The sequence below is a fragment of the Rickettsia endosymbiont of Halotydeus destructor genome, assembly GCF_049278075.1.
Lineage (GTDB): Bacteria > Pseudomonadota > Alphaproteobacteria > Rickettsiales > Rickettsiaceae > Rickettsia.
The window spans coordinates 49,475-76,057 of the sequence record NZ_JAPNPB010000006.1; the positions used below are offsets into that span (position 1 = coordinate 49,475).

Below are 26,583 nucleotides of genomic sequence, written 5' to 3' on the forward strand. Positions count from 1 at the left end.
GAGCGTACAATAAGTACGTGAGTACACGAGACCCTGATAAAATGAAAGAGCAATTCTTGAAATACAACGAGTATATAAATGCAACCGATAACAAATCTACTAATAAGCGCTACACGTAAAGCTGTTAAATTTCTACAAAGAGATTTTTTGGAACTTGAAATGCTACAAAGAACAAGCGTCGGTAATAAAGGGTTTTGCGAAAAATCTTATTCAAAATTAAAAACTTTATTACAAACTGAATTGCAGAGATATTCGGAATCTCTATTTTTTCCGGATGATCTATTTGAGATCGATAAAAATAACGGCGAAGTTGCTTTTTTAGTACAACCCATAGACAGCCCAGATAATTTAGCAAGAAGCATACCGTTTTTTGCTTTATCGATAACGTATTTAAAAAGAACACGAGAAGGTTTAACTCCTTTATCTACAATAATACATTTTCCGGCTCTAGGTGAAATATATTATGCCGAAAAAGGTAAAGGGGCATGGGTAGAAAGAGATAACTTTAATTCCATAAGTAACAAAAGTGCGCGGCTTAGAGTTTCCGGTATTAATGATTTAAAGAATGCTTTAATAATAAGCGATAATTTAAGCGACCCTCTTTTTTCAGCAAATGATACCAGAGATTTCGGCTCGTCATGTTACTCTGCTATCCTTTTAGCATCAGGTAAAATTGATATAATATATTTGTCCTCGTTAAATTATACTTTATATCATGGATTTGAATTGATAATTAAGGAAGCGGGAGGCGCAGTAGCAAATAACGGCAATAAATTTATTGCTTCAAACGATTATCTTAAACAGGTATTGTTGCGTGGATAGAAATCCTTACAAAAAGCAACGTCATTACGAAGAGCCGCGATAGCAACGACGCGGCAATTTAAGATAATTCGTTTCGTCATTGCAAGCGACGAGAAAAAGTGCGGCAATCTAAATAAAAATAGATTGCTTCGCTCGCAATGACAAAGAAAGATTCTAGATCGCCTAGTTTCAACAAGATGAATTTAAAGGCGAGTTAGCTAGCGTACTAAAATATGCGCACACAGGCGAGACCTAAAAAATTTGTTTGTATCAAGCTATCTGAAATATGCTGTACAGGTTTAGGTAGAAAGTTTTATTGGTAACAAAGCATTTTAGATTTGCGTTTTTAGTAACAAACCATTAATAATTAATAATATAACCAAATTTATTTTATTATGACTAAGGTATTTGAGTTTGATTGTGATTTTGGCGGTCAAAAGTCAAAATTTAAATTTTATATAGGCGAACCCGAACAGGGCCATCATCCATTACACTTTCAAGCGGACTGGTTGTCAAAAGAGCGAGGTGGCACCGTACCTGCAGAAGTGATGGATGCAATAAGCAAACTCCACGAACTTTCTAAAAAAAACAATGTCTCTCTTGAAGATTTAGCGGTATATGCACTTGGATCAGCTCAAGAGGTGCAAAATACACCTTCGGAAACAATGGAGGGTGAAGAGGATTTAGAGGAAGAAGATAAATGATTGCATTTAATCGTCATTGCGAGAGAAGCGAAGCAATCTATCTATTATCTTTAGATTGCCAGGCTGCTTACAGCTCCTCGCAATGATGAAGTGAAATCGATCCACGCGGCAACGCCTTAGTTAGGAATAACATCAACAACTTTTTAGAGATTAAAATGAAACAATATAACGATTTTTTTAAAATTATTCATCGTGAAGGGTACATATTTATTGCAAGCTTTGCAGTAGTTAGCTTTTTACTGGCTTCTTTTAATAGTAAACTCGGTTGTATAGGATTTATCCTAACCGCCTGGTGTATATATTTTTTCCGTAACCCTGATCGTTTCGTGCCGATAAATGATGATTTAATAATAAGCCCTGCTGATGGAATAATTCAGGAAATAAAAGAAGCAATTCCGCCGGCTGAGCTAGGTCTTGGTGATGAAGAAATGATCAGGGTTAGTATTTTTCTTAATATTTTTAATGTGCATGTTAATAGAGTGCCGGCTAGCGGAAAAATTTTAGCATTGCATTATAATCCTGGTAAGTTTTTTAATGCTTCGCTTGATAAGGCCAGTGTTTATAATGAGCGTCAATCGGTGTTAATGGAAACTAATAACGGGCAGAAAATAGCTTTTGTACAGATAGCCGGGTTAATAGCTCGAAGAATAGTGTGCGATTTAGAAGAAGGCACAGAGGTTAAAGCCGGAGAGAGATACGGGATAATTCGCTTCGGCAGTAGAGCAGATATTTATTTACCTTTAAAGACAGCTTTACTTGTGGGAAAAGGTCAAACTGCTATCGGCGGTGAAACAATTATTGCCGATTTCAGCCGTAAAAAAACCTCGGAATTTAAATTTGAAAGGATATAAGGTTATACAGCTTTGTCATTTGTGCAGAGATCAAAATAGTATTATAAGTATGCTGTCATCCCGTGATGGCGTTGTTGCGTGGATAGATTATGTCATTCCTGCGAAAGCAGGAATCTAGTAATTAATAATTAAACGTATTAGATTTTAAAATTAAAAGCTTGATTTATCTTGCTTTTTCTGGATTCCCGCTTTCGCAGGAATGACATAAAGGTTAATTTTCGATCCACGCAACAACGCCTCCCGTGATTTATGAATTAGATCCAGGATTTTTATTAAGGTTTTTTCTGGATACCGTGGCGGGGCCACGGTATGACGTCGATTATTATTATTGAGTAGTAAATTGTTAAAAATACGTAAAGTCACAATAAGTAAGCCTATTCCGTTTATAAAATTAATTCCTAATTTTATTACTCTGTTAGGGCTTATTATAGGCGTGAGTTCTTTAAGATTTGCTTTGGACGGTAGGTGGGAGATTGCAGTATATTGCATTATAGCTGCGGCAATTATTGACGGCATTGACGGCAGGGTTGCAAGGATGTTGAATGCTACGAGCCCATTTGGCGCAGAACTTGATTCATTATGTGATTTTGCTAATTTCGGTCTGGCTCCAGCATATCTCATATATCTATGGTCCTTTCAGCAATATGAGTATAAAGTATTCTCGTGGGCTGTGATGCTGCTATTTATCGTATGTATGGCACTGCGACTTGCACGCTTTAATACTAGTATTTTTCAGCCTAAGCCTGACAAAGGAGCAGAATATTTCTTTACTGGCGTACCGGCACCTTGCGGAGCATTACTTGCTTTAATGCCGATGATGTTAGATTTTGAGATTAGTACGTTACTAAATATAAATATCCGCATTCACACTATAACCATTAATATCTATCTAGCGATAATAGCTTTTTTACTCGCTAGTAGACTACCGACTATTTCAACAAAAAACTTAAAAATCAAACCTGAATATTTATCCTTTGCAATGATTTTATTTGCAGTCATTATTATAAATCTTATCATATATCCATGGTATTCATTGCCGTTAATAGCAATTATATATTTCTTTTCCATACCGATTTGCTATTATTTTAAGCAAAAACTTGGTAACAAATAATTATGTTTAGTTTCACCCAGAATATTGAAAAATACAAAAATCATCCTTTGGCTAAATATTTATTCGGGATAGTTATTATAGCATTAATTAGTACTATTTATGGTATTTATGTTTGGGTCAATACACAATCTACCGATAATGCTTATATCGATGCTGATATATCAAATGTAAGTTCCGAGATTAACGGTGTTTTGACTAATCTGTTAATTTCTAATAATACTAAAGTTAATAAAGGTGACCTAATTGCCGAAATTGACGACAGAGATTATAAAGCAAAGCTTAATTCTCTGAATGCTTCTATTAATTCTTCTATAAAAAATATAGAAATTATCGATCAAAAAACTTTAATAGGACAAATTCAATTAGCACAAGCTGAAGAAGAATTAAGTTTAGCAAAAACAAGCTTTGATATTATGTCTATCGATTTTGCTAGAACTAAAGAATTAAATAGAGAAAAATTTGCTAGTGCTAAAGCATTCGACAATGCAAAAAATCTATTTGCAAAAGCACAAACCGATTATAATCAGGCAAAATTAGAATTACAGATTGCTAAACAAAATTTGTTGTTGTTAGGGCTAGAAAAATCGGCGGAAGAGGAAAATTTTAAAGGATTATTGGAAAATAAAAAAATCACGGAAAGAAGTTTGGAGAATACGAAAATTATTGCACCTGTAACCGGTATATTTAGTAACAGTAGCTTAGAGGTCGGAAATTATATAGTTCCTGGCAGAATATTATTTTCGATTGTCCAGGATAAAACCATGTATATACAGGCTAACTTTAAAGAAACACAAATAGAAAAATTCCGCCCAGGGTTAAAAGTAAAAATACAATTTGATTCTTTACCAAAAAAGGTAATATACGGAAAGATTCGTAATATCTCACCAGCGACCGGTTCAAAATTTACTCTAATTCCGCCTGATAACGCTACCGGTAATTTTACCAAAATCGTCCAACGCGTACCTATCTTAATAGACTTTGAATCTCCCAGTAATAGTAACTTAATGCCCGGCATGTCTACCGTTGTTTCTATTAGAACGGATCAAAAAGTGTAGAACATTCCGGGGTCATACCGTGACTTAATCACGGGCTCTAGTCTTTTCAACAAAACTTTTTTCGGATCCTGTGGTCGTAGTCAAGGAAGGCATTGTTGCGCGGATTGACCTCACTCCATCATTGAAGGAGAGACATAGTCAGGGCGCGGCAATCTTATAACTAGATTGCTTCACTCCACTCGCAAGGCGTTGTTGCGTGGATAGATTATGTCATTCCTGCGAAAGCAGGAATCTAGGTTCTGTGTACCTAGTAATTAATAATTAAACGTATTAGATTTTAAAATTAAAAGCTTGATTTATCTTGCTTTTCTGGATTCCCGCTTTCGCGGGAATGACATAAAAAGGTTAATTTTCGATCCACGCAACAACGCCTCCTCGCAATGACGAAGTTTTTATTATTTTTTAGGTTGCCGCACTCCTTTCAGTCGTTCGCAATGACGTTTGGGTATTCACGTAACAATGCTCTCACGGGATGATACCATTTTATATGCTGTAAACTCGTCCATATCACAATTTTATTCCCTAATTAAATCTTAATTTATTAAATACTTTTGACAAATAGTTAATATACATGTATAATGCATTTTATAAAAAATTAGAGGGGATTTATGAGTAAAGGAGAGAAAGAATTCAAAGAGGCATTTGATTTTATAAAACAAGGGAAATATACCCATGCTGTTTCTAGAATTACTGAAGATAGTGCGAATTTGAGAGCGGATTTAACATTTGATCTGAATGTAAATGGTCAGATAATTCGCTTCCAAACCCCAAATATAACTATATTAGAAGCTTTATGTTATGCCTATAGTTGTAATTATACCTATAATCAAATTGCTTTTGCTTCAAATGGAATATTTGATCCTCTTCAAAGCCCTATATTAAAAAATATAACAGCGTGTATCAACAAAGCAGTTGATAAAATGCTCTTATGGGAGAAAACTGATTGGCAAGATAAAGACGGTAACGGTAATACTACTGCAGAGTGGCTTGCGTGGAGCGGAACAACAGAGTCATTAAAAAAATTATTAGATAATAAGCCGGAACTTATCGAAATAGAGCAAAAAACTATTAGAAACGCTTTTAATGTAACTATGGAAGTGCCTCATTTGACTGCCGGGCAGAAAGAAGAAATATACAAAATTTTAACCGATAAGAAAATAGCTACCCCACTTAGAGCAATAAAATCAGGGAAGTTGGATCCTGCATATAATGTATTGAATGAAGATAATGTAAATGATGGAACTACAGAAGCTTTAATTATTAATGGTACGCAGGTAATGAGTAATACAAACCTTACTCCGTTTTCTGCAATTTCTGCATTATATCAAGCAGTAAATCCAAAAAGTGCTGTACAAGAATATACTTTAAAAATATTTGAGAAAATGAAAAATTTCTCCACTACTAACTGGACATTAAAAGATTCTGCAGATTGTACCTTATTCCAATGGGCAGTATGGGCAAACAGCCCAAAACTAGTAGAGGATTTTAGTAACCTGCCAAATTTTCCAGAACTTACTGAAATAGAACAAAAAGCTTCTAGAAATGTTTTTGATGTAACTATGCAACAACCGCATATAACAGAGAAAGAAGCAATAAGTCATGTTTTAATTTCTAAGGGAATATTTTTAAATAATTTACAAACATTTTTTGATGCACTTAAAAATGCTAAGTTAAAAGATATAATATTAAAAGAAATAGATGAAAATTCTAAAGAAATATTTTCTCCAGTTGCGGATAAAATAATTACTAAATACGGTGCATTACTCAGCGCTCTTAAAAACGCACCTTCTCGTGATGATAGTTTGCTTATAAGATACATGCAAGAAGCTAATGAAGTAATTACTAAAATATTTGAACAAGAAAAAATAGATATTGAATCACTATTACAAAAAGAAATTACAGCAAATAATGGATATGAATCTACATTTTTGCACTGGTTACTAGAGCTTGGTAATAAAAACTTAGAAAATCTTATAAAACAATATGATAAAGGGATGAAACTTAATTTTTACGTAAAAGATAGCAGTAATATTTCAGTAGCAGAATGGCTTGCCGATTATAAAATGGATTGTTTAAAATATTTAGCAGCTCAAGGATATTTAAATCCAAATAATAAAAATGAGAATTTGAGAATATTAGATAAGTTAGTAACAAATAGTAGCAAAGCAAATCTTTCAAAAGAGGTTGCGCCTTTCTTTAAAAAATTATTAGAGCATAAACCACCTCTGTTTGATGATAAACTTGATTCGGTAAAAGATACTATAACGACAAAAAAAGTTAGTGTCTCAGATAAACAAGAATTACTAAATGATCTTAATTTGTGCCTAGGTTATATAGATGTGTATGAATCTATGGAAGTCGTAGGAGAATTTAATCTTTATGATTAATATTATTACACTTAAGCTAAAGAAAAATTAAAAATTTTGACGAAGCAATCCAGAAAAATAATAAAAATTCTGTAGACTAAAATTTTGTTTACAGAGCCTAGATTACTTCGTCAATTGCTATGCAATTTCCTCGCAATGACGGAAAAAACCGATCCACGGAACAATGCTCGAAAGAGGGAACATACTTAACAATATAACAAAAGTTAGATACCAGCTTTCGCTGGTGTGACACCAAAAATTCGTTCCACGCAACAAGGCGCCTTAATTCACTGCCTAATCAGCCTTTTGTTACTTGGCAATGTATAATTTGAGTCCGTAGAGCGATAGGGACAAATATCAATTCCACCGCGTCTGGTATATCTAATATATATGGATAGATAAGTAGGGTTTATTGCATTTTTAATATCCATAAAAATACGCTCGGCACATTGCTCAGCAAACTCATTACAGTTTCTGAAGGATACTAAATATTTTAGCATACTATCATGCCTTAGCTTTTTACCCTTATATTTTATTATTATTGTCCCCCAGTCAGGCTGATTAGTGACTAAACAATTAGATTTTAACAAATTTGAATTAATTTCTTCCTCAATGTCAATATCTTCATATTCGATTAACTTACTATCAGGATGATCGTAAATATTACATTCTACATCCAAATCATCGATATTTTTACTGCTTACGTCCTCAAATTCTATTTTTTCATTTAAAGATAATAGTCGCCCTGATACTTGAGCATTAGTTGCAGTGCTTAAATCTTGTAGTATTATTTGCTGTAGTTCTTCCATAGAAGAAATTACAGCATTATTAAAAGAATTTAAATATAACTTAACTGATTTTGATTCAACAATATTAGGGGAGTTAGTAGGAATATAAAAAATAGCCGTTGCCACGCAAGGCTTGCCTTTTGGATTTAACCAGGAAATTTCGTAAGCATTCCAAATATCTACGCCAAAAAATGGAATAATATTATTATTGAGTCCTAATGCTTCTCTATTAGTTATTCTAGGGATTTTAAATAATAAAGTAGGATCGTAGTCATTACCATAATTGGTTTTTTTACCTAGTACGGAATTATTAAGCAAAGAAGAAGATAAATTCATAAAACGATTATATTTTGTACCATACCTTGAAAATGAGAAAATATTGCTGTGTGGATCGACCTTGCCCCATCATTGAGAGGAGATGCTTGCTATCTCCGCAGCAATCTAAGAAAAAGAGCAAGAAATATTATAAAATTTATTATTTCTAGATTGCCACACCGCTTACAGCGCCTCGCAATGACAGAGGTAGCACCTTTTGATCTACGCAACAATGCTTTCCCGTGAAAACGGGAATCCATTATCCGTCATTGTGAGAAGGGAAATAGTCCCGACGTGGCAATCTTATGAAGTTAGCTAGATTGCTTCGCTCGCAATGACGGAGTTTTTCTTATTTATTCAACGGCTGAAGATTTGCTAAGTGTTTCGTCGTCATATTCTTTCAACATATAACCCCGTCCCCAAACAGTATCTATATAATCTGTTCCGCCAGCGGCATCACTTAATTTTTTACGTAATTTACATATAAATACGTCAATAATTTTCATTTCCGGCTCATCTAAACCATTATATAAATGGTTTAAAAACATTTCCTTAGTTAAGGTCGTTCCTCTACGTAATATAAGCAATTCTAAAATTGCATATTCTTTATTAGTTAAATGTATTTTTTTACCATCAATTTCTACATTTCTAGTGTCCAGATTTACACTAACCTTATCAAATCTAAATACAGATTCTGAATGTCCTTTAGAACGCCTCACAATTGCATTTATACGAGCAATTAACTCTTCTCTAACGAATGGTTTTGTTAAATAATCATCAGCTCCTGAAGAGAGGCCGGTGATTTTTTGGTCCATACTAGTAAGACCGGATAAAATTAAAATAGGTGTTTTCACCTTTACTGCACGTAACCTTAACAAGACCTCAAAGCCGCTAATATCTGGTAGCATAATATCTAAAATAATTAAATCATATTTATAAATTTTACCTACTTTTAAGCCGTCCGTACCGACGGAGACTATATCGCAAACTATGCCTTCGGAAGCTAAAGTTAGTTCAATTAAGTTGGCCATTTGCGGCTCATCTTCTATTAAAAGAACTCTCATTGTATTTTCTCCTTACTAACAATTTATTTTTTCATTTAATTGCTTTATACATTTGTTAATAAAATAAGTAAAGATTATTTAATTATGTTTTAAATTTTTTACTTATTAATAAAATTGTAATTAGGAGAAGGTTATAGGGTGAACGCAACTGAAAAACTGTAGTAACGCTTGATTAAAACGTGTTTGGTGTCATTCCTGCTTATGGGGATGACACCAAACACTCGATTGATACAACAAATTCTTGTCGTGAAAACGGGAATGATAATGTAAAGAAAAATATTAATTTTGATGTTCTAACATTTTTTTATGATATAAAGCGCCGAAATCTATAGGGTCAATCATTAACGGCTGAAAGCCGCCGTCCTGAGTTACGCTTGCAATAATTTTTCTAGCAAATGGAAAAATCATGGCTGGGCAATGAACAGATAATAAAATTTGATGTTGTTCAGGAGAAATATTAATTAAATTAAACACCCCTGCATATTTTAACTCTACCGTAAATAATTTATATTTCTCATTTCTTGCGGTGGCTTCAATATTTAACTCAACTTCATAAAAATTTTCTTCCGGTAAGTTAGAAATATTTATATCAAGTGCTAAATCGATTTGAGGATTACGCTCTAAAGCTGCCAAAGAGGAAGGTGCTGAAGGGCTTTCAAAGGATAAGTCTTTTATATATTGAGCATTAACGGAAATGTGAGGTACTGCTTCAGGAGCATCAGCGTTTATTGTGGTCATAAATATCCTAATTGTTTTATTTTTAAGTTAACGGAAGGGTAACCCCTAGTTGTTTCATATATTTCCCTTGGCGATCCGCATAAGAAAGATCACAAGCTTGTTCGCCTTTCAAGAATAGAAATTGACAAGCACCTTCATTCGCATAAATTTTAGCGGGCAAAGGAGTAGTATTCGAGAATTCTAACGTTACATGACCTTCCCATTCAGGTTCTAGCGGCGTAACATTAACTATTATACCGCATCTAGCATACGTAGATTTACCGACGCAAATAACTATTACGTCACGCGGAATTTTAAAATATTCGATTGTTCTTCCTAGAGCAAAGCTATTAGGAGGAATAATACATACATCCACTTCTCTATCTACTAAGCTATATTCATCAAAATTTTTAGGATCGACCATAGTGGAGTTAATATTCGTGAATATTTTAAATTCCCTTGATACTCTCGCATCATAACCGTAAGAAGATAATCCGTAAGAAATAATTTTTTGCGAATTATGTACTCTAACTTGTTTGTCTGCAAAAGGTTCAATCATACCTTTATTATAGGCAGTTTCCTTGATCCATTTGTCTGACATAATCGACATTGTAAAAAACTTTATTAATTAAATGAAAGGGTAATTATAACTAATTTATTATAAAAATACAAAATATAAATTAATTTAGACGTTCACGAAATAGATTTACTTACCAAGTTATTTAAAAATAAAAACCTATCAAGGGGCAGTTGTAATTATGCCACTTGTATATATTATCAACACCAAAAATGAGGTGTTAACCCTGATTCTTGTAGTAAGTTTTAAAAATTATATTATATTCAGTATAAATTAACCTATTAAATTTTAGTTTAAGCATAACTTAAGAATATTAATTAAAACTAAAATTGTTTTTAAAGTACAAAATATAAGAGGTATTACAAGTGAAAAAATTATTATTGCTAGCAAGCGTTGCTTGCTTCTTTCAATCAGGGGTTGCAACCGCTAATATTACTCCTATCAAAACAGCTAATCCGGATACTGAAATAAAATTAGAGGGGATATACTTATTTGAAAGTGGTTACTCAAGCCAAAATCATTTATTAGGATATGAAAAAAATGTTTCTGACAATAAAAAGAAAATGGCAATTTATACGGAAGCTGCATTCGCCGCTACTATTTCTCAAACTATTAATGATATAGTGGCCGGTGCAAAAATCGTATTTTCACCTAGTACCAGGATAAAAACTTCTACAAGTTATAATGGCTCGCATATCTTCTTTGAAAGTGATTATGGAAGAATAGAAGCGGGCTCTCCTTACGATGCGGGAGCTAAAATGCGTGTTACCGGCGGGAACGTCACAGCAGGTACAGGCGGGTGGCAGAGATATGTAATCCTTGACGGTCAATATATGAGGTATAACGACCTAAAGCCTGAATTTGATACCGGTACTAGTTTTTATATGGAATCATATGCTAATAGTTTTAATTGGGCTACCGACGGGGCAGAAGCAGCTAGACGAGTTAACTTTTTTACACCTAAAATGCAAGGCTTCCAAGCAGGTATTTCTTATACGCCCGATTCGGCTAATACTGGTGGCAACAAGGATATTAATAATTTAACATACGAAAATTCAGGTAGAACCGGTATTAGTAGATCAAACACCGGCATAAAGAATTTTACGTTAGATGATGACTCAATAATGAGAGTTAACCAAAATGTTAAAGATGCTGTATCCGGTGGTATAACATACGAGCATGAAATTGCTGACGATATGGCTGTGAAATTATCGGTTACGGGAGAATATGCCAAACCAGCACGTCAAATTATTCACGCTAAAAGAGAAGGCAGCGGAGCAACTGCTACTACAACCGTACTTGGAACTTATAAACTTTCTGACTTAAAGGCTTATAATCTCGGAGCAGTTTTTACCTACGGTAACGTTTCATGCTCTGCTTCTTACGGAAGTTTAGGAAAAAGCTTAACTGCTAAGGAATATCATAAAGTGGGGCGTGATACTTATTATTATAACGGCGGTCTTGCTTATTCTCAAGGACCGATTAAAACAAGTGTCGAGTATTTTAAATCATCAAGATATAAAAATACTGTTGATACTGTAAGCTTAGCTACAGAATATAAAATAATGCCTGGCTTATTACCTTACGCTGAAGTATCGTATTTCCAAGCAAAAGGTAAACCTGTTTATTATGTAGAAGCTCCTAATAAGAAAATTAAAGGTACAGTTGGTCTTATCGGTGCAAAACTTAAATTCTAGCCTTTATATTACTTGATCGTATCTTCGATGTCATTCCTAGCTAAAAGCGGGAATGACATCGAACATGGTCACATTCTTTAACAATACCTCACAGAAATAACATCCTATTACCGCATACCCGTTCAAAATAAATTTAAACTGCAAAATACGTACAGGATATTTCTTATTAACATTGACCTCATAATTTTTATCGCATATTTTAGAGTTATAAGGCGTTGTTGTATGAGACTACCGACGTCGGCATAAGTGCCTCCTCGCAATGACGATACCGGTAGTTATGCAACAATACTTCAATTGACTATAGTATATATATATATCAATGTTAAATAAACGACCTGATTGGATAAAAGTAAAAGCTCCGGTATCTAAGCAATATCATGAAACAAAAGAGCTAATAAAAAATCTAAAACTAAATACGGTTTGTGAAGAAGCTGCCTGCCCTAACATAGGAGAATGCTGGTCAAAAAAACACGCAACCGTTATGATTTTAGGTTCTGTTTGTACTAGAGCTTGTAGGTTTTGTAACATCGCAACCGGTCAGCCTGACTTGCTTGACCCGCATGAACCTCAGCGCCTTGCCGAGGCAGTGAAAAAATTAAACCTTCAGCATGTAGTCATCACTTCTGTTGATCGTGATGATTTAGAAGACGGCGGTGCCAGGCATTTTGCTCAATGTATTCAAGAAATCAGGCATTCTTCTCCTAATACGACAATTGAGATTTTAACTCCTGATTTTTTAAGAAAGGACGGAGCGGCAGAAATAATAGCAAAGGCTAAACCTGACGTATTTAACCATAATGTTGAAACAGTTCCTGCTCTATATAAAAAAATCAGACCGGGAGCAAGATATTATAATTCTTTGAGTTTATTACATAATATCAAAAAACTGTCTCCTGAAATTTTTACTAAATCCGGGATGATGCTCGGGCTTGGTGAAGAAACGAGTGAGGTAATCCAGGTAATGGATGATCTAAGAGAAGCAAAAGTTGATTTCCTAACCATCGGTCAATATCTACAGCCTACTAAAAATCATGCCGAAGTTGCCAGATATGTTACGCCGGAAGAGTTTAGGTATATCGAAAGAGTTGCCAAAACTAAGGGATTTTTAATGGTTTCGGCAAGCCCCCTAACTCGCTCTTCCTATCATGCTGATGAGGATTTTCAACAATTGAAAAATAATTATAATAATAGTTTAAAAACATCGGCCTAGCAAAACTCATTAGCCAAAATCCACATGATAATTAACATAGAAATTATAAAAAATTATAAAAAATGGCAAGAGTATAAGTTAATTAACAAGGCTTTAATTAAAAAAATTACTTATAATATATTACAGCGATTTAATAATTTTGCTAATATAGAGCAATTTGAACTATCAATTTTATTGACGGACAATCCAAAGATGCTAGATTTAAATAGCCAATTTCGTGATAAGGAAAAAGCTACAAATGTTCTTTCTTTCCCACATGCAGAATTAGACTGGCGAAATTTGCATTTAAATGATTTGGTTGCAAAAAACTCTAAGCTAGTAGGTACTCCCTATTTGTATTTAGGCGATATAGCCTTCGGTTATGAAACAATTTACCAGGAAGCTTTTGAGCAAAAAAAAACTTTTGAAAATCATTTTATTCATCTTTTAACCCATAGTATTTTACACTTAATCGGCTTTGATCATCAAAATGATGAAGAAGCAAATATTATGGAAAATCTAGAAATTAAAATATTAAATTATTTCAACATTTCCTCACCTTATTAATCAAATGACTAGTAAACACAAAATTATTTCCGCTTCACAAAAATTGCTATCGTCTATTAAATTTTCTTTTATAAATCTTTTAGGTAAAACAAAAGTAAAAGATGATTTTGCCATTACCATCAAACAGCTTAAATTTAATAGCAAGAAAATGACGCTAGACGAGCGTAATATTTTAACGAATCTTTTAAAATTGGAAGGTAAAACTGTTGAAGATATAATGATTCCAAGGTCTGATATTGCGGCAATAAAGCTAACAACAAATTTAGAGGAGTTAAATAAAATAATTAAAGCAAAAGTCCCGCACACCAGGACACTTATATATGACGGAACTTTAGACAATATAGTCGGCTTTATTCATATCAAAGATTTATTTAAAGCATTAATTACTAAACAGAATTTTCAGTTAAAAAGATTGATTCGTAAACATATAATTGCTGCACCTTCTATAAAATTAATTGATTTACTTGCCAAAATGCGTAGGGAACGCACTCATATAGCAATAGTTATCGATGAATACGGGGGTACTGACGGAATGGTGACTATTGAGGATATTATGGAAGCAATAGTAGGCAGAATAGATGATGAGCATGATAAAAAATTAGATAGCGATAATTTTGAGATAATTGATAATTACACCGTTATCTCAAATGCTCGTGTAGAAGTTGAAGTATTAGAAAGGATAATAGGCGAAAAATTAAAAGAAGAAGATGACGAATTTGATACGATAGGAGGGCTAGTACTCACGAAAATCGGTAACGTGCCGTCAATCGGTACTAAAATAAATATTTCGGACAATATTGAAATCGAAATTATCGATGCAAACCCTAGAACCTTAAAACAAGTTAAGATTAAGCTAAAAAATAGTTTATCTGATTTAAATATTGCAAGTTAAACCTCAATAGAGTTCGGAGCATTGTAGCATGGCTATCAGAGTCGTCATTGTGAGGAGGCATTGTTGCGTGGCTCGAATTTTCGATGTCATTTCTACTGCCCTTTATGTCATTCCTGCGAAGGCAGGAATCCAGAAAACTTAAGCTAAAGAGTAACGATGAACTTACAATTATATAGAAAAAAGCCTTACAAGCTAAGGCTTTTTAGCCTGGATTCCTGCGATCAACGGAATGACATCGGGAACCTTCGTACATTTCTGGGCGAGGCCACAATATGACAGCATATTTATAAAATCCTATTACCATAAATTCAATGCAAAGAAATTATCTAGAGCAATTTAAAAAACTCCCGCTTACTTTAATCTCCTTTATTACCATAATTTGTGTTATAGGGTTTATGGTTCTTTATTCTGCTTCAAACAGTAATCTTCAGCCATGGGCATATAAGCAGATAGTAAATTTCTGTATATTCCTGCCGCTATCTATCATAATTGCCACGCTTGATTTGAAATTAATATTTAGATTTTCCTATATATTTTATTTTTTAGTACTTCTTTTATTAATAAGTGTTGAGCTATTCGGTTCTATATCGATGGGGGGGAAAAGATGGATAGATCTCGGCATTATAAAAGCGCAACCTTCAGAGCCGATCAAAATTGCCATAGTTTTAATGCTGGCTCGATATTTTCACTCTTTAAACCTTGAAGACCTTAATAAACTTTACAAAGTTATATTACCGGTTATGGGCATAATAATACCCGTTTTTCTAATTATTAGGCAGCCTGACCTTGGCACGGGAGTAATATGTATTATAGTTTCCGCTTTTATTTTCTTCGCCGCCGGTTTTAGAATGAGATATTTTATCATAATTGGTATGAGCATTCTTATTTGCCTACCGATAGCGTGGAGCATGATGTATGATTATCAAAAAAAGCGAGTAATGGTTTTTTTAGATCCTGAAAAAGACCCTCTCGGCGCTAGCTATAATATTATTCAATCTAAAATCGCTATCGGGTCTGGAGGGCTGCTCGGTCAAGGCTTAAATAAAGGTAGCCAAAGTCATTTAGATTTTTTACCAGAACATCAAACGGATTTTATTTTTGCAACATTTGCTGAAGAATTTGGTTTTGTAGGAGGAATTTTTCTACTCTTATTATATTCTACGGTTATAATTATTTCACTAATAATTGCTATTAATTGCCGTACTGTTTTTAGTAAATTAATGGTGATAGGTATAACTGCGATTTTATTTAGTCACGTATTTATCAATATAGCAATGGTAATGGGGTTGCTACCGGTCGTAGGCGTTCCCCTGCCGCTTATTTCATATGGCGGAACAATGATGGTTTCAATGTTAATCGGCTTCGGGTTTGTTATGAATGCTCAAGTAAATCAACATACCAATTTAAATTAAAAGGAGGATTTGATATGAAAGAGCTTCAAGAATTAGAAAGCCCAGAAGCAAATGAAGAATTAAAATCAAATAACCAAGATACAGAATTATATACCAAATATGAGCCTATTATTAAAGAACTTGAAAATGCATATAATAACTACACCGAGAGCAGAGAAAATATAACAGCAGGTGGTATAGCGGGTGGTCTATCTTCTATGGGTGTGTGCGGAGGTTTAAGTTTAGGATTCGGTCCCTTAGGAACTTTTATAACCCTTTCAGGAATTTTATATGCTAGTCAGGTTGTAGCACAAACCTATAAAAAAGACTTGTCACAAACCCTTCCTACTGAAGGGCTTATAATGAAAAATAATATTAAAAAAATCGAAGAATATTATACACAGCTTCCTAAAGATTTAAGAGAGAAATGGGCAAGTGCTAAGACTTTTCCTAAATTAGCTGAATATCTTAAAATTAAGTACTTCGAAGATAAAATTTATAATCCTACTGTTGATTGTCCAGTATTAGACTATGCTAACTTAGATATTGCAGTTATAGAGGGTGAAGACTGGATAAAATTATCAGGCGATGGAGATACAAAAAAATTAAATTATTCGGATAAAGTTTTTTAAAATTTTATCTTCATCTAGATATTTTGTAATTTTTCTTTATAATTTAGTTATAAAATATAAAGAAAACTCTAGACCGCAGCAAAAAGATTTGTTATAAGAAGTCTTGCTTTGTTTATTCCTCGGTAGCTCAGCGGTAGAGCAAACGGCTGTTAACCGTTAGGTCGCTGGTTCGAATCCGGCCCGGGGAGCCATTATGTAATTTTCGACAAATTTACGAACGAATCAAACGGCGGATGCAGCTTAAAATCAAGGTTTTTGCCTGTTAATTTTACTGTCGAAAAGACCAATTTTATTAATCGTCTTTTTTGCTCATTGTTCGACAGTAGAAAAGTTTTATGTGCGTTTGCGGCTATTTGCAGTACATCGATCATCCTTTGATTAAAGCTATCGTCTCCTTTATTTATACTCTTCTATTTCCATCATTATTTTATCACGAGCACATTTAATTGTTTTTTCTTATCGTCATATTCTTCGCTGGTAAATTGATCTTCTAAATAGCAATTCATAAGCTTATCAAGTTTAGTTTTTATGCCGATAAGCTCCTTGTTTAATTCTGTTATCCTTGTCTTATAATATTCTCTTTCATTTACTGCTGAATCTTTTACATATTTACTAGCAGGTAAATATGATTTTGCGCAAATAGAGATATTTCTGGTAAGCTATCAAAAGTCAAATGAAGGGAAGTTAATTCAAAAACGTGAGGTACTTGGTGAGGTTACTTTAAATAAAAATCTATTTCATACAGAAGTTAGAGGCTTAACCCAGTTTCTATCCCAAACAATGTGCGAGAGTTATACCCCTCACTGCCGAGCAAATTTAGGTGACCATAGGTGCAAATTTAATCTTAATCAAAATGGCTTTACAGTGAGTTCTAAAGTAACCCAAGTAACCAGCCAGCAAAGCTTTATTGCTACTTCTTTACTCCAGCCCAATGACTGGTTTACATATGGTTATATTAAATGGCAAAGTGGTAAAAACGTAGGGCCTTCAATGGAGGTGAAAAGCTTTAATAATAATCTTGTCACTTTAGTTCTACCGATGCCATTTATTATCCAAGAAAACGATGAATTTACCATAGTTGCTGGATGCGATAAAGCTAGCAAAACTTGCATAGAGAAGTTTAATAACATTACAAACTTCCGCGGTGAGCCTGACCTGCCTGGCATTGATAGATTAAGTTCGAGGAACTAATGTAAATAATTAATGAATACAAGTGAATATATTGTATTCACTTGTATTATATAGTATAATATATATTATTATATGTAAGTTTGGTATATTTATGACAGTTATTACTGCTAGAATTCCTGAGGCTCTTGATGATGTTCTTTCAACTATTGCTAAAGAAACAGAAAGGACGAAAGGTTACATTATTCGTAAAGCAATAGAGAATTATATTGAAGAAAAAGCCGATTTATTACTTGCTTTATCTCGAATCGAAAAAGGTGAAGAAACAATTTCTTTAAGTGAAATAAAGGAAAAATATGGCTTGGAAGATTGAGTTTACTAGGTTTTATGAACATTTCTAATTGATTTACTATTTTGAGATATTTTTTAGCGAAAATTAGTAAGATTTTTGAAGGAATAGTTATTCATATTTCAAAAAAATCTTATGATTTACAGCAAAAAATAGCCAAAATTCAATCTTTTTAGAAGTGTTCATAAAACCCAAAAGTAGTGAAAAAGAATTTAGTAAACTAACTAAAGATATCAAACAATCTATCTACCAATTTTTAATTAAAAATGTTTCTGTATCTCCTAGAAATCATGGCAAACAACTTAAAGGTAGTAATACTATTAAATTATGGCGTTATAGAGTAAGAGATTATAGATTAATCTGCCAAATTAAAGATCAAGAAATTACTGTATTAATAATTAGAATCGGTAATAGAGATTCTGTGTATAAAGATAGAGATTAAAATTTACGCTAGTAAAAATCTAAAATGTTTGGACTTGGCACAATATTACCTGTTGTAGGAGGGGCTTTTGGGCTTGCCCTTGGCGGTCTTGGCGGTGGCAGTAAAGGAGCAGTACTAGGAGCTGCCGCAGCTAATCTATACGGTAAGAAGCATAAGTCACAAAACAATTTTGGCATTGAAAGTAGTACAAGAGAAGGATCAAGACTAAGCAGCCTTAAAATACAAATCTCAAGTTATGGTGAGGTAATCCCAAAAAGTTTACGGCTGCTTTAGGCTTGCTGGTAATATTATTTGGGCAGTAGATATTAAAAATGTATGATTTATATTTGAATAAGTTATTTATTAAAAATATAATTCAATTGCTGTTTTTATATAATAGTAAAAGAATATGAAAAGCAATAAACAGTTATTTTTATTTAGAGTTATTAGCTCACCAAAATTAATTTCGTCTGAGCAAACTTTGACAAAAGAGAAATGTATTACTAATGCATTTAGAAAGATAGAAACTAATATATATATAGATCTAAATATTTTATCCGATATACGTAAATTTATATCTGTAAGAAATAAGTTTGAAATAAATGATCCTAAAAATATTTCTATTGAAAATAATTATGATAATCAAAATATAAAAAATGTAGTAACGCTTCTTCAAGGACTAAAGGAAATATTTTTAGTACCTGGCTTTGCTTTAAGTGAAGCAAACGAAAAATATAAAAAAATAAATTATAAAGCCTTTGAAATATTTCTAAAGGATTATCTACCTGAATTTAGAAATGCTTACAACGCACTACCTTACGAAACTATATTGTCTCAATCCTATAAAAAACAAGAATATGAGTTTTTATTACCGATATATGCAAGTATATTATGTATACATTATATTAATAAAGTTTACGTTCATTCAACTCAATTTAATAAATTTAAATTTTTAATAGATAATATGTCATATAATATAGGTTTAATTGATGGTGTAGTAGCTGAAATAGCTAAATATTCTTTTTTTAATGAAAGGCCTTTAGATAATAACATACAAAAAATGCTAAATAACTTCATTAAAAAAGGTAAAAATATTATACATAATAGCTGGAATGCAGTGTATGATATTCATTTTTTTAGAACATGTGCTATGTCAGAACAAAATTCTTATAAGAGTAATTTTTCTAATTTAGAATGTTGGCAACTAACTAATGATGAAGGACTAAAATATCTTTCTCATATAATCCAATTTAATAAAAATAATCCTGGTGAAATAATCTCAATAAGACCAGAAAATGAACTTTTGAGTAGCTATATAAATGAATGTCATGCGTATCAAGCATATATTAGTTGGCATCGAGAATTATTAATTACCAAATTAAAGATTTCTGATAGAGAAATAGCAAGAAAAGCTATACTAAAAACTAAAAATTTTATCCAATTTTTAGAAAATAAATTTTAAATTGGTTCTAAATATCAGGTGCTAGTTTTTTCCATTCTTTTTATAGTGAATTCAATTGAATTCAGGGCTAGGAGCGAGGAGCGATGCCTATAAATAATAGGTAAGCGACGAGTAACGACGTCCTGAGTTCAAGTCAATTTACTATAGCAGTTTCTAAAAAGGTCAATTCATAGGTCATGAATATTTACCGATATTTCTTTATCGTTTTTACGTTCTTCTATAATCTTACCTAGTTCAATGTCATCAATCATTTCCATCATAGCTTCATATAATTCAGCAGGAACACAATAAAAAACCGGTTGATTTCTATTTAATATAGCAAGCGGTCTTCCTCCGCTACTCTGCATAGTCCCCATAGGATTTGATTTAAGCTCAGAAACGCTTGCCACTACATCAGCACAAATTACATGACTCATAATGATACCTTTAAATTACTTTAATTAGTACTAATAATAATACTTTGATCAAGCAGTTTGAATCACTACGCCTTAAGCCATATTACTGTCCCGCAGGATTTAAGACTATCGGCTACGGACATGTTATAAAACCTCATGAGAGGTTATATTTAGATAATGAAATAACTATAGCAGAAGCTGAGAAATTGCTTGATGAAGATATTAATGAAGTTCAAATAGCTTTATATAAATATTGCTATGTCTATTTAAATACCAATCAACAAGTAGCCTTACTCTCCTTTATCTTCAATTGCGGCAGCACCGCCTTTCAAAACTCCACATTACTCAAAAAACTCAATAAATCTGAATATCTCCAAGCCGCCGACAAATTCCTCAAATGGGTCTACATAAAGGGACAAAAACTGCAAGGACTCGTGAAACGTAGAACGATAGAAAGAGCAGTGTTTTTGGGTCAAGTAATTTTATCCTATTGAAAACTTAAGAGATTAATTTATTTGCTTTTCTAATTAATATAATTTATATAAATAATAAATTTAATCACTAGTTGTATATAGCATTTATGACTAATCACCCTCGTATTGGTATCGGTATTATCCTATTTAACAGCAAAAATGAGATTTTACTAGGCAAACGCATTAGCTCTCATGGAGAATCTACTTACGGCAATCCAGGCGGCCATCTCGAATTTGGTGAAACTTTTGAAGAGTGTATCATTAGGGAAGTATTAGAAGAAACAAATCTTATAATCGAAAACCCTGAATTTATAGCCGTTACTAATGATATTTTTGAGGAAGAGCAAAAGCATTATGTTTCGGTTTTTCTCAAAAGCCATTGTTTAAATGAGCATGAATTACAAAATCTAGAACCTCATAAGGTAGAAAGTTGGCAGTGGTTTGCTCTTGATAAGTTACCTGATAATCTCTTTCCGCCTTTAAAAGCATTACTTAACAGGAAAGGTTACGGAAGTGGTACATACTAAAAAGCAGCATAAACATAAGAAGATACCTAAGCTAATCTCATCAAAAGCTTTATTCAAAGCAGTAGAAGACAATAATATTACAGGAATTGAGTATTTGCTTGAGCATGGTGTTCCCCTAAATACACCTGAGGTTGACTTTTATAATAGGACACCTTTGTATTGGGCTGTATGTAAAAAAAATGAGCAAATGGTTAGACTAATTTTAAACAAAGGAGCCGATTGTAATATTCAAGACGGTGTAGGACTTACGCCATTAGGGTGGGCAGTTTACTTAGGTTTTATTAATATTGCAAAAATTCTTCTTGAGAATAATGCAGATGTAAATAGTAAAAATTGTCGTGGTATCACTCCATTATGTAAGGCAATAATACCGGAATCCAAAATTAACTTTAATATTGTTAAATTATTATTACAATATGGTGCTAGCCTTACCGCTATTTCAACGAAAACAAATAAAACACCCCTAGACTATATAGAAGGAACTCGAATAGACTCAAAAGCTCTATTAAATCTTGAACAATTATATCGCAATAAAGAATTACCTAAAATTGCGGAAAAAACTTATATTAAAAAAACGCATATTCAAGATTTTGTTAAATGGAAAGCAGAAGCCGAAATACCTAAATATATTAAAAGCAATCGCTCTCTTTTAAGCGAAAATGTACAAAAATTATTTGCTCTTAATAAGTTTTTACAGAATAATTCCTCTTTAGTTAGTAATGAAGTAACAAAACTTCTAGAAGAAAAAATTAAAAAGTATATAGGTTATCAAGATCTAGTAGAAACAAAACAGCCGATATTTACTTTAAAACACTTTTCAACGTTAAAAATTATTCAAAACCCTGAAGAGTGCAGTAAACATTTTGCTGATGAATTACCACTTCACACTATAGAAATAATCGAGCAGCTTGAACAAGACTATAGAATTAAATTAAACGGCGTTACTGAAGGAAATTGATAAAATCCTCTCTCTAATTTTTACTTGCTACATAAATACTAACCGGTGATATAGTTTTCTCGTTAACCCACGGGTAACCGTCTTGGTCCGTACCTAAAGGTTGATGTATATTTATTATCTTAAGGTCCGCTTGATCTAACATATATTTATAATCTTCTTTCGTCCAAAAATAATCATAAATACTTAAATCAATGTTTTTAAAAAACATTCTGACCGTAGAGCCGCTAGTAAGATTTTGGTTTTCAGGAAATTCTGTATTTTCTGATAACCAATCTCTATTATAAGTATTTTCATTACATACTAACATAATAAAAATACCGCCATTTTTCAGAACTCGTGCAATTTCCTTAGAAATATTTACTAGCTCTTCTTTCGATTCTACTTCCATCATAACCCAACTAGAAAATACTAAATCATATGTATTATTTTCAGCAGGAATATTACCGCTCTTTATTAACTTATATATTCCTTTAGGGTCATTTAAATTTGCTATTCTTAGCATCTCTTCATTTATATCTACTCCCTCGACATCTAACTCTAAAGACTTTAAAAAAGTAGTAGATTTACCGACTCCGCAACCATAATCCAGCACTTTGTTACCTTTAACATAATTCTTTATAATATTCGGTATATCTCTGAATGCTAAATACTGAGTTCCAGTGATTTCTAATTTCGAATAAGCTTGAGCATACAAAGTAGCTTGATGCCGATAATCTATAAAGGTCATATTTTAAGTAATTTTCTATTTTAAATTAGTAGTATATTTTTTAGAGGAAATTATCAAGTATTTTTATAGAGATTATGGCAAAAATAAGCTCAAGCTATCTTTTTACTATAAATATATATGCTTTAAAAGATAGCTGCATTATAGGAGGAAAAGAGACTAGCGGTTATTATAAATATGTTGATAATAGAACAGTGTCTGGGTATTTAGACAAATTTGAAGACAGCACAATTGCTTATTACTATGATCCTGAAGGGCGCTATTTAGAGGTAGTAGGTGACGATAAAGCTTTAGATATAGCAATATAGATATATGATTTATTTTTTTATTCTCATTTTTCTGGTTAGCTGTCAAAATAATAGTTATAAAAATGATGATCTTAAATTTATTTATAACCAGATTCATGAGAATCATCCTGGGATTTTTAATTATAACGACCCAAGTTTTAGGAAAAATCTAGAACTCAATTATAGCGAAGCACAAAAGGCTATTTCTCAAACAGCTGATATAACCCGGCATAAGCAAATTATTAAAACTTTTACCTGTAGGTTTAATGATACTCACCTTAGCGTTCATTGGTTTGATGAAATAAATAATGCGCCCGTATCCAAGTTGTTTCAAATTAGTAATTTTTATAAAAATTCTGTTTGGATAACTCTACCTACTTTTAATCTCAATGAAAAACAGCAAAAAGAATTTATTTTAATCCTTGATTCATTAAAAAGTCTTAGAAAGAAAGATATTATAATATTTGATTTAAAAGGTAACCAAGGCGGCAATTCTGATTATGGTAGTCAAATTATTAATAAATTATTTGGTGAAAATTATTCAGAGTATAAAAGAAATTTAGCTAATAAAGATGTTTATATTGATTGGCGAGTAAGCCCTGGTAATTTAGAGTATCTTAAAAATATATATCATCAATATAAATTTCCTTTTCTTAAAAAGATCAGGGAAGGATTAGAACAAAACTTAGCAAAAAATGAACCCTATTATAGAGAAGTATTATTTGATAGATCATTAGCTAATGGTATCCTTTTGCCGAATCCTATTAAAGTCAAAATTATTGTGATTATCGATGAGAAAAATGTAAGTGCGGCTCTTGATTTTATCGATGAATTGAAAATAATGTCATCAAATGTAATTTTGATAGGAAAAACAACAAAAGCTGATAGATTATATATGGAAGTCAGAACAGTTAAATTACCGAGTAATTCGGGTATATTTTCTTTTCCAATAAAAGTTTATAGAAATAGAGTGCGAGGGGATAATGAACCTTATGTACCTGATTTTGAAATGGATGCAGAAAATACCTCAAAATTAGAAAAATTTATTATTAGAGCATTTTATTTATGATTAATATATTATATTAAAAATTAATTATAGAACAATATGAAAAAAGTTATTTTGATCCCAGGTAATGGGGGTGGAAGCCCTAATGATAATTGGTTTCCAAGTATTAGAAAAGACTTGGAGCTAAATGGTCTGCAAGTAATTTCAGCTGAATTCCCAGATAATGATTTAGCAAGGGCATCTTTTTGGCTGCCATTTTTATTAGATGAGTTGAAAGCGGATGAAAATACCATATTAATTGGACATTCTACTGGCGCTATTGCTGCTATAAGGCTCGCTGAAATACAGCCTATATTTGGCTCGGTATTAGTGGGTGCCTATCATACCGACCTTAACATGGAAAAGGAAAAACTATCAGGTTATTTTGATAAGCCGTGGGACTTTGAAAAAATCAAGCAAAATCAAAAATGGATTTCATTATTTGCCTCGCAAGATGATCCATGGATTCCAATTGAAGAGCCGCGTTATATTCATACTAAACTTAATTGCGAATATCATGAATATACTAATTTAGGTCATTTTGGCGGAGATTACTATAAGCAAGAATTTCCAGAAGTAACGAGGGCAATTATCCAAAATTTACAAATGATGGATAAATAATATTATGAATTTATAAATTCAAAGAGTGGGCTTATGTATAAACTAAAAACCTTTTTAATATGTGCTATTATAATTATTACAAACACTATTGTAAATGCTGATAATAGTACTAACTCCAAATTATATAAGTCGCAAGATCATAAACAAGAAAAACAAGTCGATCTATATACAGAAATGAAGTCCAGTGCTTCTAGATACTTATCGTATAGGGATTTGCCGGATTTACTAAAACAATATGTACATGGTACTAAAGCCTTAGATTATGGTTCTGGCACAGGACTTTCTACACAATTTTTATTAGAACAAGGATATGAAGTTACAGGAGTAGATGTTAGTTCTGCTATGCTAGAGAAAACCAAAAAAGCATTGCCGAAAGTCAAATTTTCTCTAATCAAAAATGGAGCGTTACCATATCTCTCCAACATATATGATTTGGTTTTTTCAAGTTTGGTACTTTTTGAAATTAGTAACGAAAAGGAGATGCTTAAATATTTACTTGAAGCAAAAAGAGTAATGAAAAAGAATGGAATATTCGTAGTACTTACTGGAGCAGAGGCTATGTACTCTAATAAGAATCTTTATAGCTTCTACAATGATTATCCTGAAAATAGCAACCTAAAAAGTGGTAAACTAGTAAAAGTAAAATTACCTGATATTGATCTAACATTTGAAGACTATTATTGGTCAGAAAATGATTATAAAGAATCCTTTAAAAAAGCGGGTTTTAACATAATTGAAACTCATTATCCTCTTGGCAAAAAAGGAGAACCATACCCTTGGAAAGAGGAAAAATCAAAATCTCCTTTTGTTATTTTTATAATGCAAAAAGAATAGGGTATTTGGCCACACCTAAAAAAGATTGGGAAAATGACTAATGGTATAAATCAGTTACAACCAGCCGCAAAAGCAGCAATGCTTATCCACGAGGCCAATTAATCAAGTATTTGAAGCTTTTATAAATCCTGATATTACCTCTAAATTCTGGTTTACTAAATTTAATAATAGTTTGTTTAATAAACTATATTCTTAAGATCAGTAGCTTTCAAATTAAAGGATAACAAGGTTTAACAAAAGCCTGAGTTAAGGCTAATCTGTATTCATTTAAGGTTCGTAACATAGACGCTACACGGAGCCATTCCGTACAATTCTCTACTTCTTGTAGTTTATCAAACGAAAAAGCCAGGATGTAATGCACCTTTCCCCCCTTCAATATTAGGTTCGCAAATACAAAATTCAAAAATTCTCTTTTTTCGGCAATTGTTGAATCTTTAAAAGTTTCATAGGCATTTGTCATTACATTTATGAAATTTAGGTTCTGTGGACAAAATTTAAGTTATTTATATTTTAAGATATTTTTTAGCGAAAATTAATAAGATTTTTGCAGGAATAGTTATTCATATTTTAAAAAAATCTTATAATTGGAAGTATAAAAAGAACTAAAATAGATTAATTTAAATTTTGTTCACAGAGCCTAGG

General features: G+C 32.4%; 30 protein-coding genes and 1 tRNA gene. 25 read left to right on the forward strand and 6 right to left on the reverse strand.

What is annotated here, in order from left to right:
- Window positions 1–78 precede the first annotated feature (78 nt).
- The 6 genes from OTR29_RS05810 to OTR29_RS05835 all read left to right on the forward strand — a co-directional run bounded on the left by OTR29_RS05810 (window position 79) and on the right by OTR29_RS05835 (window position 6,909).
- Window positions 79–822: an inositol monophosphatase family protein gene (locus OTR29_RS05810; protein ID WP_422229915.1), complete on the forward strand. Its 744-nt coding sequence runs from the start codon at window positions 79–81 to the stop codon at window positions 820–822.
- A 374-nt stretch (window positions 823–1,196) separates the two neighbouring features.
- Window positions 1,197–1,505: a DUF2610 domain-containing protein gene (locus tag OTR29_RS05815; RefSeq protein ID WP_422229917.1), complete on the forward strand. Its 309-nt coding sequence runs from the start codon at window positions 1,197–1,199 to the stop codon at window positions 1,503–1,505.
- Window positions 1,506–1,660: 155 nt separating this feature from the next.
- Window positions 1,661–2,356, forward strand: coding sequence for a phosphatidylserine decarboxylase (locus tag OTR29_RS05820; protein ID WP_422229919.1), 696 nt, complete (start codon window positions 1,661–1,663; stop codon window positions 2,354–2,356).
- Window positions 2,357–2,696: 340 nt separating this feature from the next.
- On the forward strand, window positions 2,697–3,467 hold the full coding sequence (locus OTR29_RS05825) for a CDP-alcohol phosphatidyltransferase family protein (protein ID WP_422229921.1): 771 nt from the start codon (window positions 2,697–2,699) through the stop codon (window positions 3,465–3,467).
- Window positions 3,468–3,469: 2 nt separating this feature from the next.
- The gene (locus OTR29_RS05830; protein ID WP_422229923.1) at window positions 3,470–4,522 is read left to right on the forward strand and encodes an HlyD family secretion protein; all 1,053 of its coding nucleotides are present in this window, start codon (window positions 3,470–3,472) and stop codon (window positions 4,520–4,522) included.
- Between the two features lie 608 nt (window positions 4,523–5,130).
- Entirely contained in the window at window positions 5,131–6,909 is a 1,779-nt protein-coding gene (locus OTR29_RS05835; RefSeq protein WP_422229925.1) for a hypothetical protein, read from the forward strand.
- Between the two features lie 266 nt (window positions 6,910–7,175).
- Here OTR29_RS05835 and queF read toward each other — a convergent pair whose 3' ends face one another.
- The 4 genes from queF to dcd form a co-directional block, all read right to left on the reverse strand.
- Window positions 7,176–8,012, reverse strand: a complete 837-nt coding sequence (gene queF, locus OTR29_RS05840) for an NADPH-dependent 7-cyano-7-deazaguanine reductase QueF (protein ID WP_422229927.1) — start codon at window positions 8,010–8,012, stop codon at window positions 7,176–7,178.
- 332 nt (window positions 8,013–8,344) lie between these two features.
- Window positions 8,345–9,055, reverse strand: a complete 711-nt coding sequence (gene ctrA, locus OTR29_RS05845) for a response regulator transcription factor CtrA (RefSeq protein WP_422229929.1) — start codon at window positions 9,053–9,055, stop codon at window positions 8,345–8,347.
- A gap of 279 nt (window positions 9,056–9,334) precedes the next feature.
- The gene (gene secB, locus OTR29_RS05850; protein ID WP_422229930.1) at window positions 9,335–9,793 is read right to left on the reverse strand and encodes a protein-export chaperone SecB; all 459 of its coding nucleotides are present in this window, start codon (window positions 9,791–9,793) and stop codon (window positions 9,335–9,337) included.
- Between the two features lie 22 nt (window positions 9,794–9,815).
- Window positions 9,816–10,382 carry a dCTP deaminase gene (gene dcd / locus OTR29_RS05855; protein WP_422229932.1) on the reverse strand — a complete coding sequence of 189 codons (567 nt, stop codon included), beginning with the start codon at window positions 10,380–10,382 and terminating at the stop codon, window positions 9,816–9,818.
- Window positions 10,383–10,714: 332 nt separating this feature from the next.
- Between dcd and OTR29_RS05860 the strand changes: the two genes are divergently transcribed.
- The 12 genes from OTR29_RS05860 to OTR29_RS05915 all read left to right on the forward strand — a co-directional run bounded on the left by OTR29_RS05860 (window position 10,715) and on the right by OTR29_RS05915 (window position 20,077).
- Window positions 10,715–12,046: a porin gene (locus tag OTR29_RS05860; RefSeq protein WP_422229934.1), complete on the forward strand. Its 1,332-nt coding sequence runs from the start codon at window positions 10,715–10,717 to the stop codon at window positions 12,044–12,046.
- Between the two features lie 319 nt (window positions 12,047–12,365).
- Window positions 12,366–13,256 carry a lipoyl synthase gene (gene lipA, locus OTR29_RS05865; RefSeq protein WP_422229936.1) on the forward strand — a complete coding sequence of 297 codons (891 nt, stop codon included), beginning with the start codon at window positions 12,366–12,368 and terminating at the stop codon, window positions 13,254–13,256.
- 27 nt (window positions 13,257–13,283) lie between these two features.
- A complete protein-coding gene (gene ybeY / locus OTR29_RS05870) occupies window positions 13,284–13,802 on the forward strand; it encodes an rRNA maturation RNase YbeY (RefSeq protein WP_422229973.1) in 519 nt (172 codons plus the stop codon).
- Between the two features lie 4 nt (window positions 13,803–13,806).
- Complete coding sequence (locus tag OTR29_RS05875) at window positions 13,807–14,694, forward strand: hemolysin family protein (protein ID WP_422229938.1); 888 nt, start codon at window positions 13,807–13,809, stop codon at window positions 14,692–14,694.
- Between the two features lie 311 nt (window positions 14,695–15,005).
- Window positions 15,006–16,106: a rod shape-determining protein RodA gene (rodA, locus tag OTR29_RS05880; RefSeq protein ID WP_422229940.1), complete on the forward strand. Its 1,101-nt coding sequence runs from the start codon at window positions 15,006–15,008 to the stop codon at window positions 16,104–16,106.
- Window positions 16,107–16,120: 14 nt separating this feature from the next.
- Window positions 16,121–16,717, forward strand: a complete 597-nt coding sequence (locus tag OTR29_RS05885) for a hypothetical protein (RefSeq protein ID WP_422229942.1) — start codon at window positions 16,121–16,123, stop codon at window positions 16,715–16,717.
- 116 nt (window positions 16,718–16,833) lie between these two features.
- Window positions 16,834–16,908, forward strand: a tRNA-Asn gene (locus OTR29_RS05890).
- A 460-nt stretch (window positions 16,909–17,368) separates the two neighbouring features.
- Window positions 17,369–17,908 (forward strand): DUF2163 domain-containing protein, encoded by a 540-nt coding sequence (locus OTR29_RS05895; RefSeq protein WP_422229975.1) that lies wholly within the window; start codon window positions 17,369–17,371, stop codon window positions 17,906–17,908.
- 91 nt (window positions 17,909–17,999) lie between these two features.
- Entirely contained in the window at window positions 18,000–18,218 is a 219-nt protein-coding gene (relB, locus tag OTR29_RS05900; RefSeq protein WP_422229944.1) for a type II toxin-antitoxin system RelB family antitoxin, read from the forward strand.
- A gap of 154 nt (window positions 18,219–18,372) precedes the next feature.
- Window positions 18,373–18,636, forward strand: coding sequence for a type II toxin-antitoxin system RelE family toxin (locus OTR29_RS05905; protein ID WP_422229946.1), 264 nt, complete (start codon window positions 18,373–18,375; stop codon window positions 18,634–18,636).
- A gap of 24 nt (window positions 18,637–18,660) precedes the next feature.
- The gene (locus tag OTR29_RS05910; RefSeq protein ID WP_422229948.1) at window positions 18,661–18,909 is read left to right on the forward strand and encodes a hypothetical protein; all 249 of its coding nucleotides are present in this window, start codon (window positions 18,661–18,663) and stop codon (window positions 18,907–18,909) included.
- 115 nt (window positions 18,910–19,024) lie between these two features.
- Window positions 19,025–20,077, forward strand: coding sequence for a hypothetical protein (locus OTR29_RS05915; RefSeq protein WP_422229950.1), 1,053 nt, complete (start codon window positions 19,025–19,027; stop codon window positions 20,075–20,077).
- Between the two features lie 167 nt (window positions 20,078–20,244).
- Here OTR29_RS05915 and OTR29_RS05920 read toward each other — a convergent pair whose 3' ends face one another.
- Entirely contained in the window at window positions 20,245–20,493 is a 249-nt protein-coding gene (locus OTR29_RS05920; RefSeq protein WP_422229952.1) for a type II toxin-antitoxin system Phd/YefM family antitoxin, read from the reverse strand.
- A 44-nt stretch (window positions 20,494–20,537) separates the two neighbouring features.
- On the opposite strand from OTR29_RS05920, the gene OTR29_RS05925 reads away from it, so the two are divergent.
- From OTR29_RS05925 to OTR29_RS05935, 3 genes are all read left to right on the forward strand, one after another.
- A complete protein-coding gene (locus OTR29_RS05925) occupies window positions 20,538–20,966 on the forward strand; it encodes a lysozyme (RefSeq protein WP_422229953.1) in 429 nt (142 codons plus the stop codon).
- 86 nt (window positions 20,967–21,052) lie between these two features.
- The gene (locus OTR29_RS05930) at window positions 21,053–21,472 is read left to right on the forward strand and encodes a nucleotide triphosphate diphosphatase NUDT15 (protein ID WP_422229955.1); all 420 of its coding nucleotides are present in this window, start codon (window positions 21,053–21,055) and stop codon (window positions 21,470–21,472) included.
- Entirely contained in the window at window positions 21,459–22,430 is a 972-nt protein-coding gene (locus OTR29_RS05935; protein ID WP_422229957.1) for an ankyrin repeat domain-containing protein, read from the forward strand. The genes OTR29_RS05930 and OTR29_RS05935 overlap by 14 nt, the downstream gene beginning before the upstream one ends.
- A gap of 13 nt (window positions 22,431–22,443) precedes the next feature.
- Here OTR29_RS05935 and OTR29_RS05940 read toward each other — a convergent pair whose 3' ends face one another.
- Window positions 22,444–23,157, reverse strand: a complete 714-nt coding sequence (locus OTR29_RS05940; protein WP_422229959.1) for a class I SAM-dependent methyltransferase — start codon at window positions 23,155–23,157, stop codon at window positions 22,444–22,446.
- A gap of 74 nt (window positions 23,158–23,231) precedes the next feature.
- Between OTR29_RS05940 and OTR29_RS05945 the strand changes: the two genes are divergently transcribed.
- Genes OTR29_RS05945 through OTR29_RS05960 form a run of 4 tightly spaced genes read left to right on the forward strand, consistent with a single transcriptional unit; the run spans window position 23,232 to window position 25,941 of the window.
- A complete protein-coding gene (locus OTR29_RS05945) occupies window positions 23,232–23,462 on the forward strand; it encodes a hypothetical protein (RefSeq protein WP_422229961.1) in 231 nt (76 codons plus the stop codon).
- 4 nt (window positions 23,463–23,466) lie between these two features.
- A complete protein-coding gene (locus OTR29_RS05950; protein WP_422229963.1) occupies window positions 23,467–24,510 on the forward strand; it encodes a S41 family peptidase in 1,044 nt (347 codons plus the stop codon).
- 36 nt (window positions 24,511–24,546) lie between these two features.
- Window positions 24,547–25,107, forward strand: coding sequence for an RBBP9/YdeN family alpha/beta hydrolase (locus tag OTR29_RS05955; protein WP_422229965.1), 561 nt, complete (start codon window positions 24,547–24,549; stop codon window positions 25,105–25,107).
- A gap of 33 nt (window positions 25,108–25,140) precedes the next feature.
- Complete coding sequence (locus OTR29_RS05960) at window positions 25,141–25,941, forward strand: class I SAM-dependent methyltransferase (RefSeq protein WP_422229967.1); 801 nt, start codon at window positions 25,141–25,143, stop codon at window positions 25,939–25,941.
- Window positions 25,942–26,583: the final 642 nt, after the last annotated feature.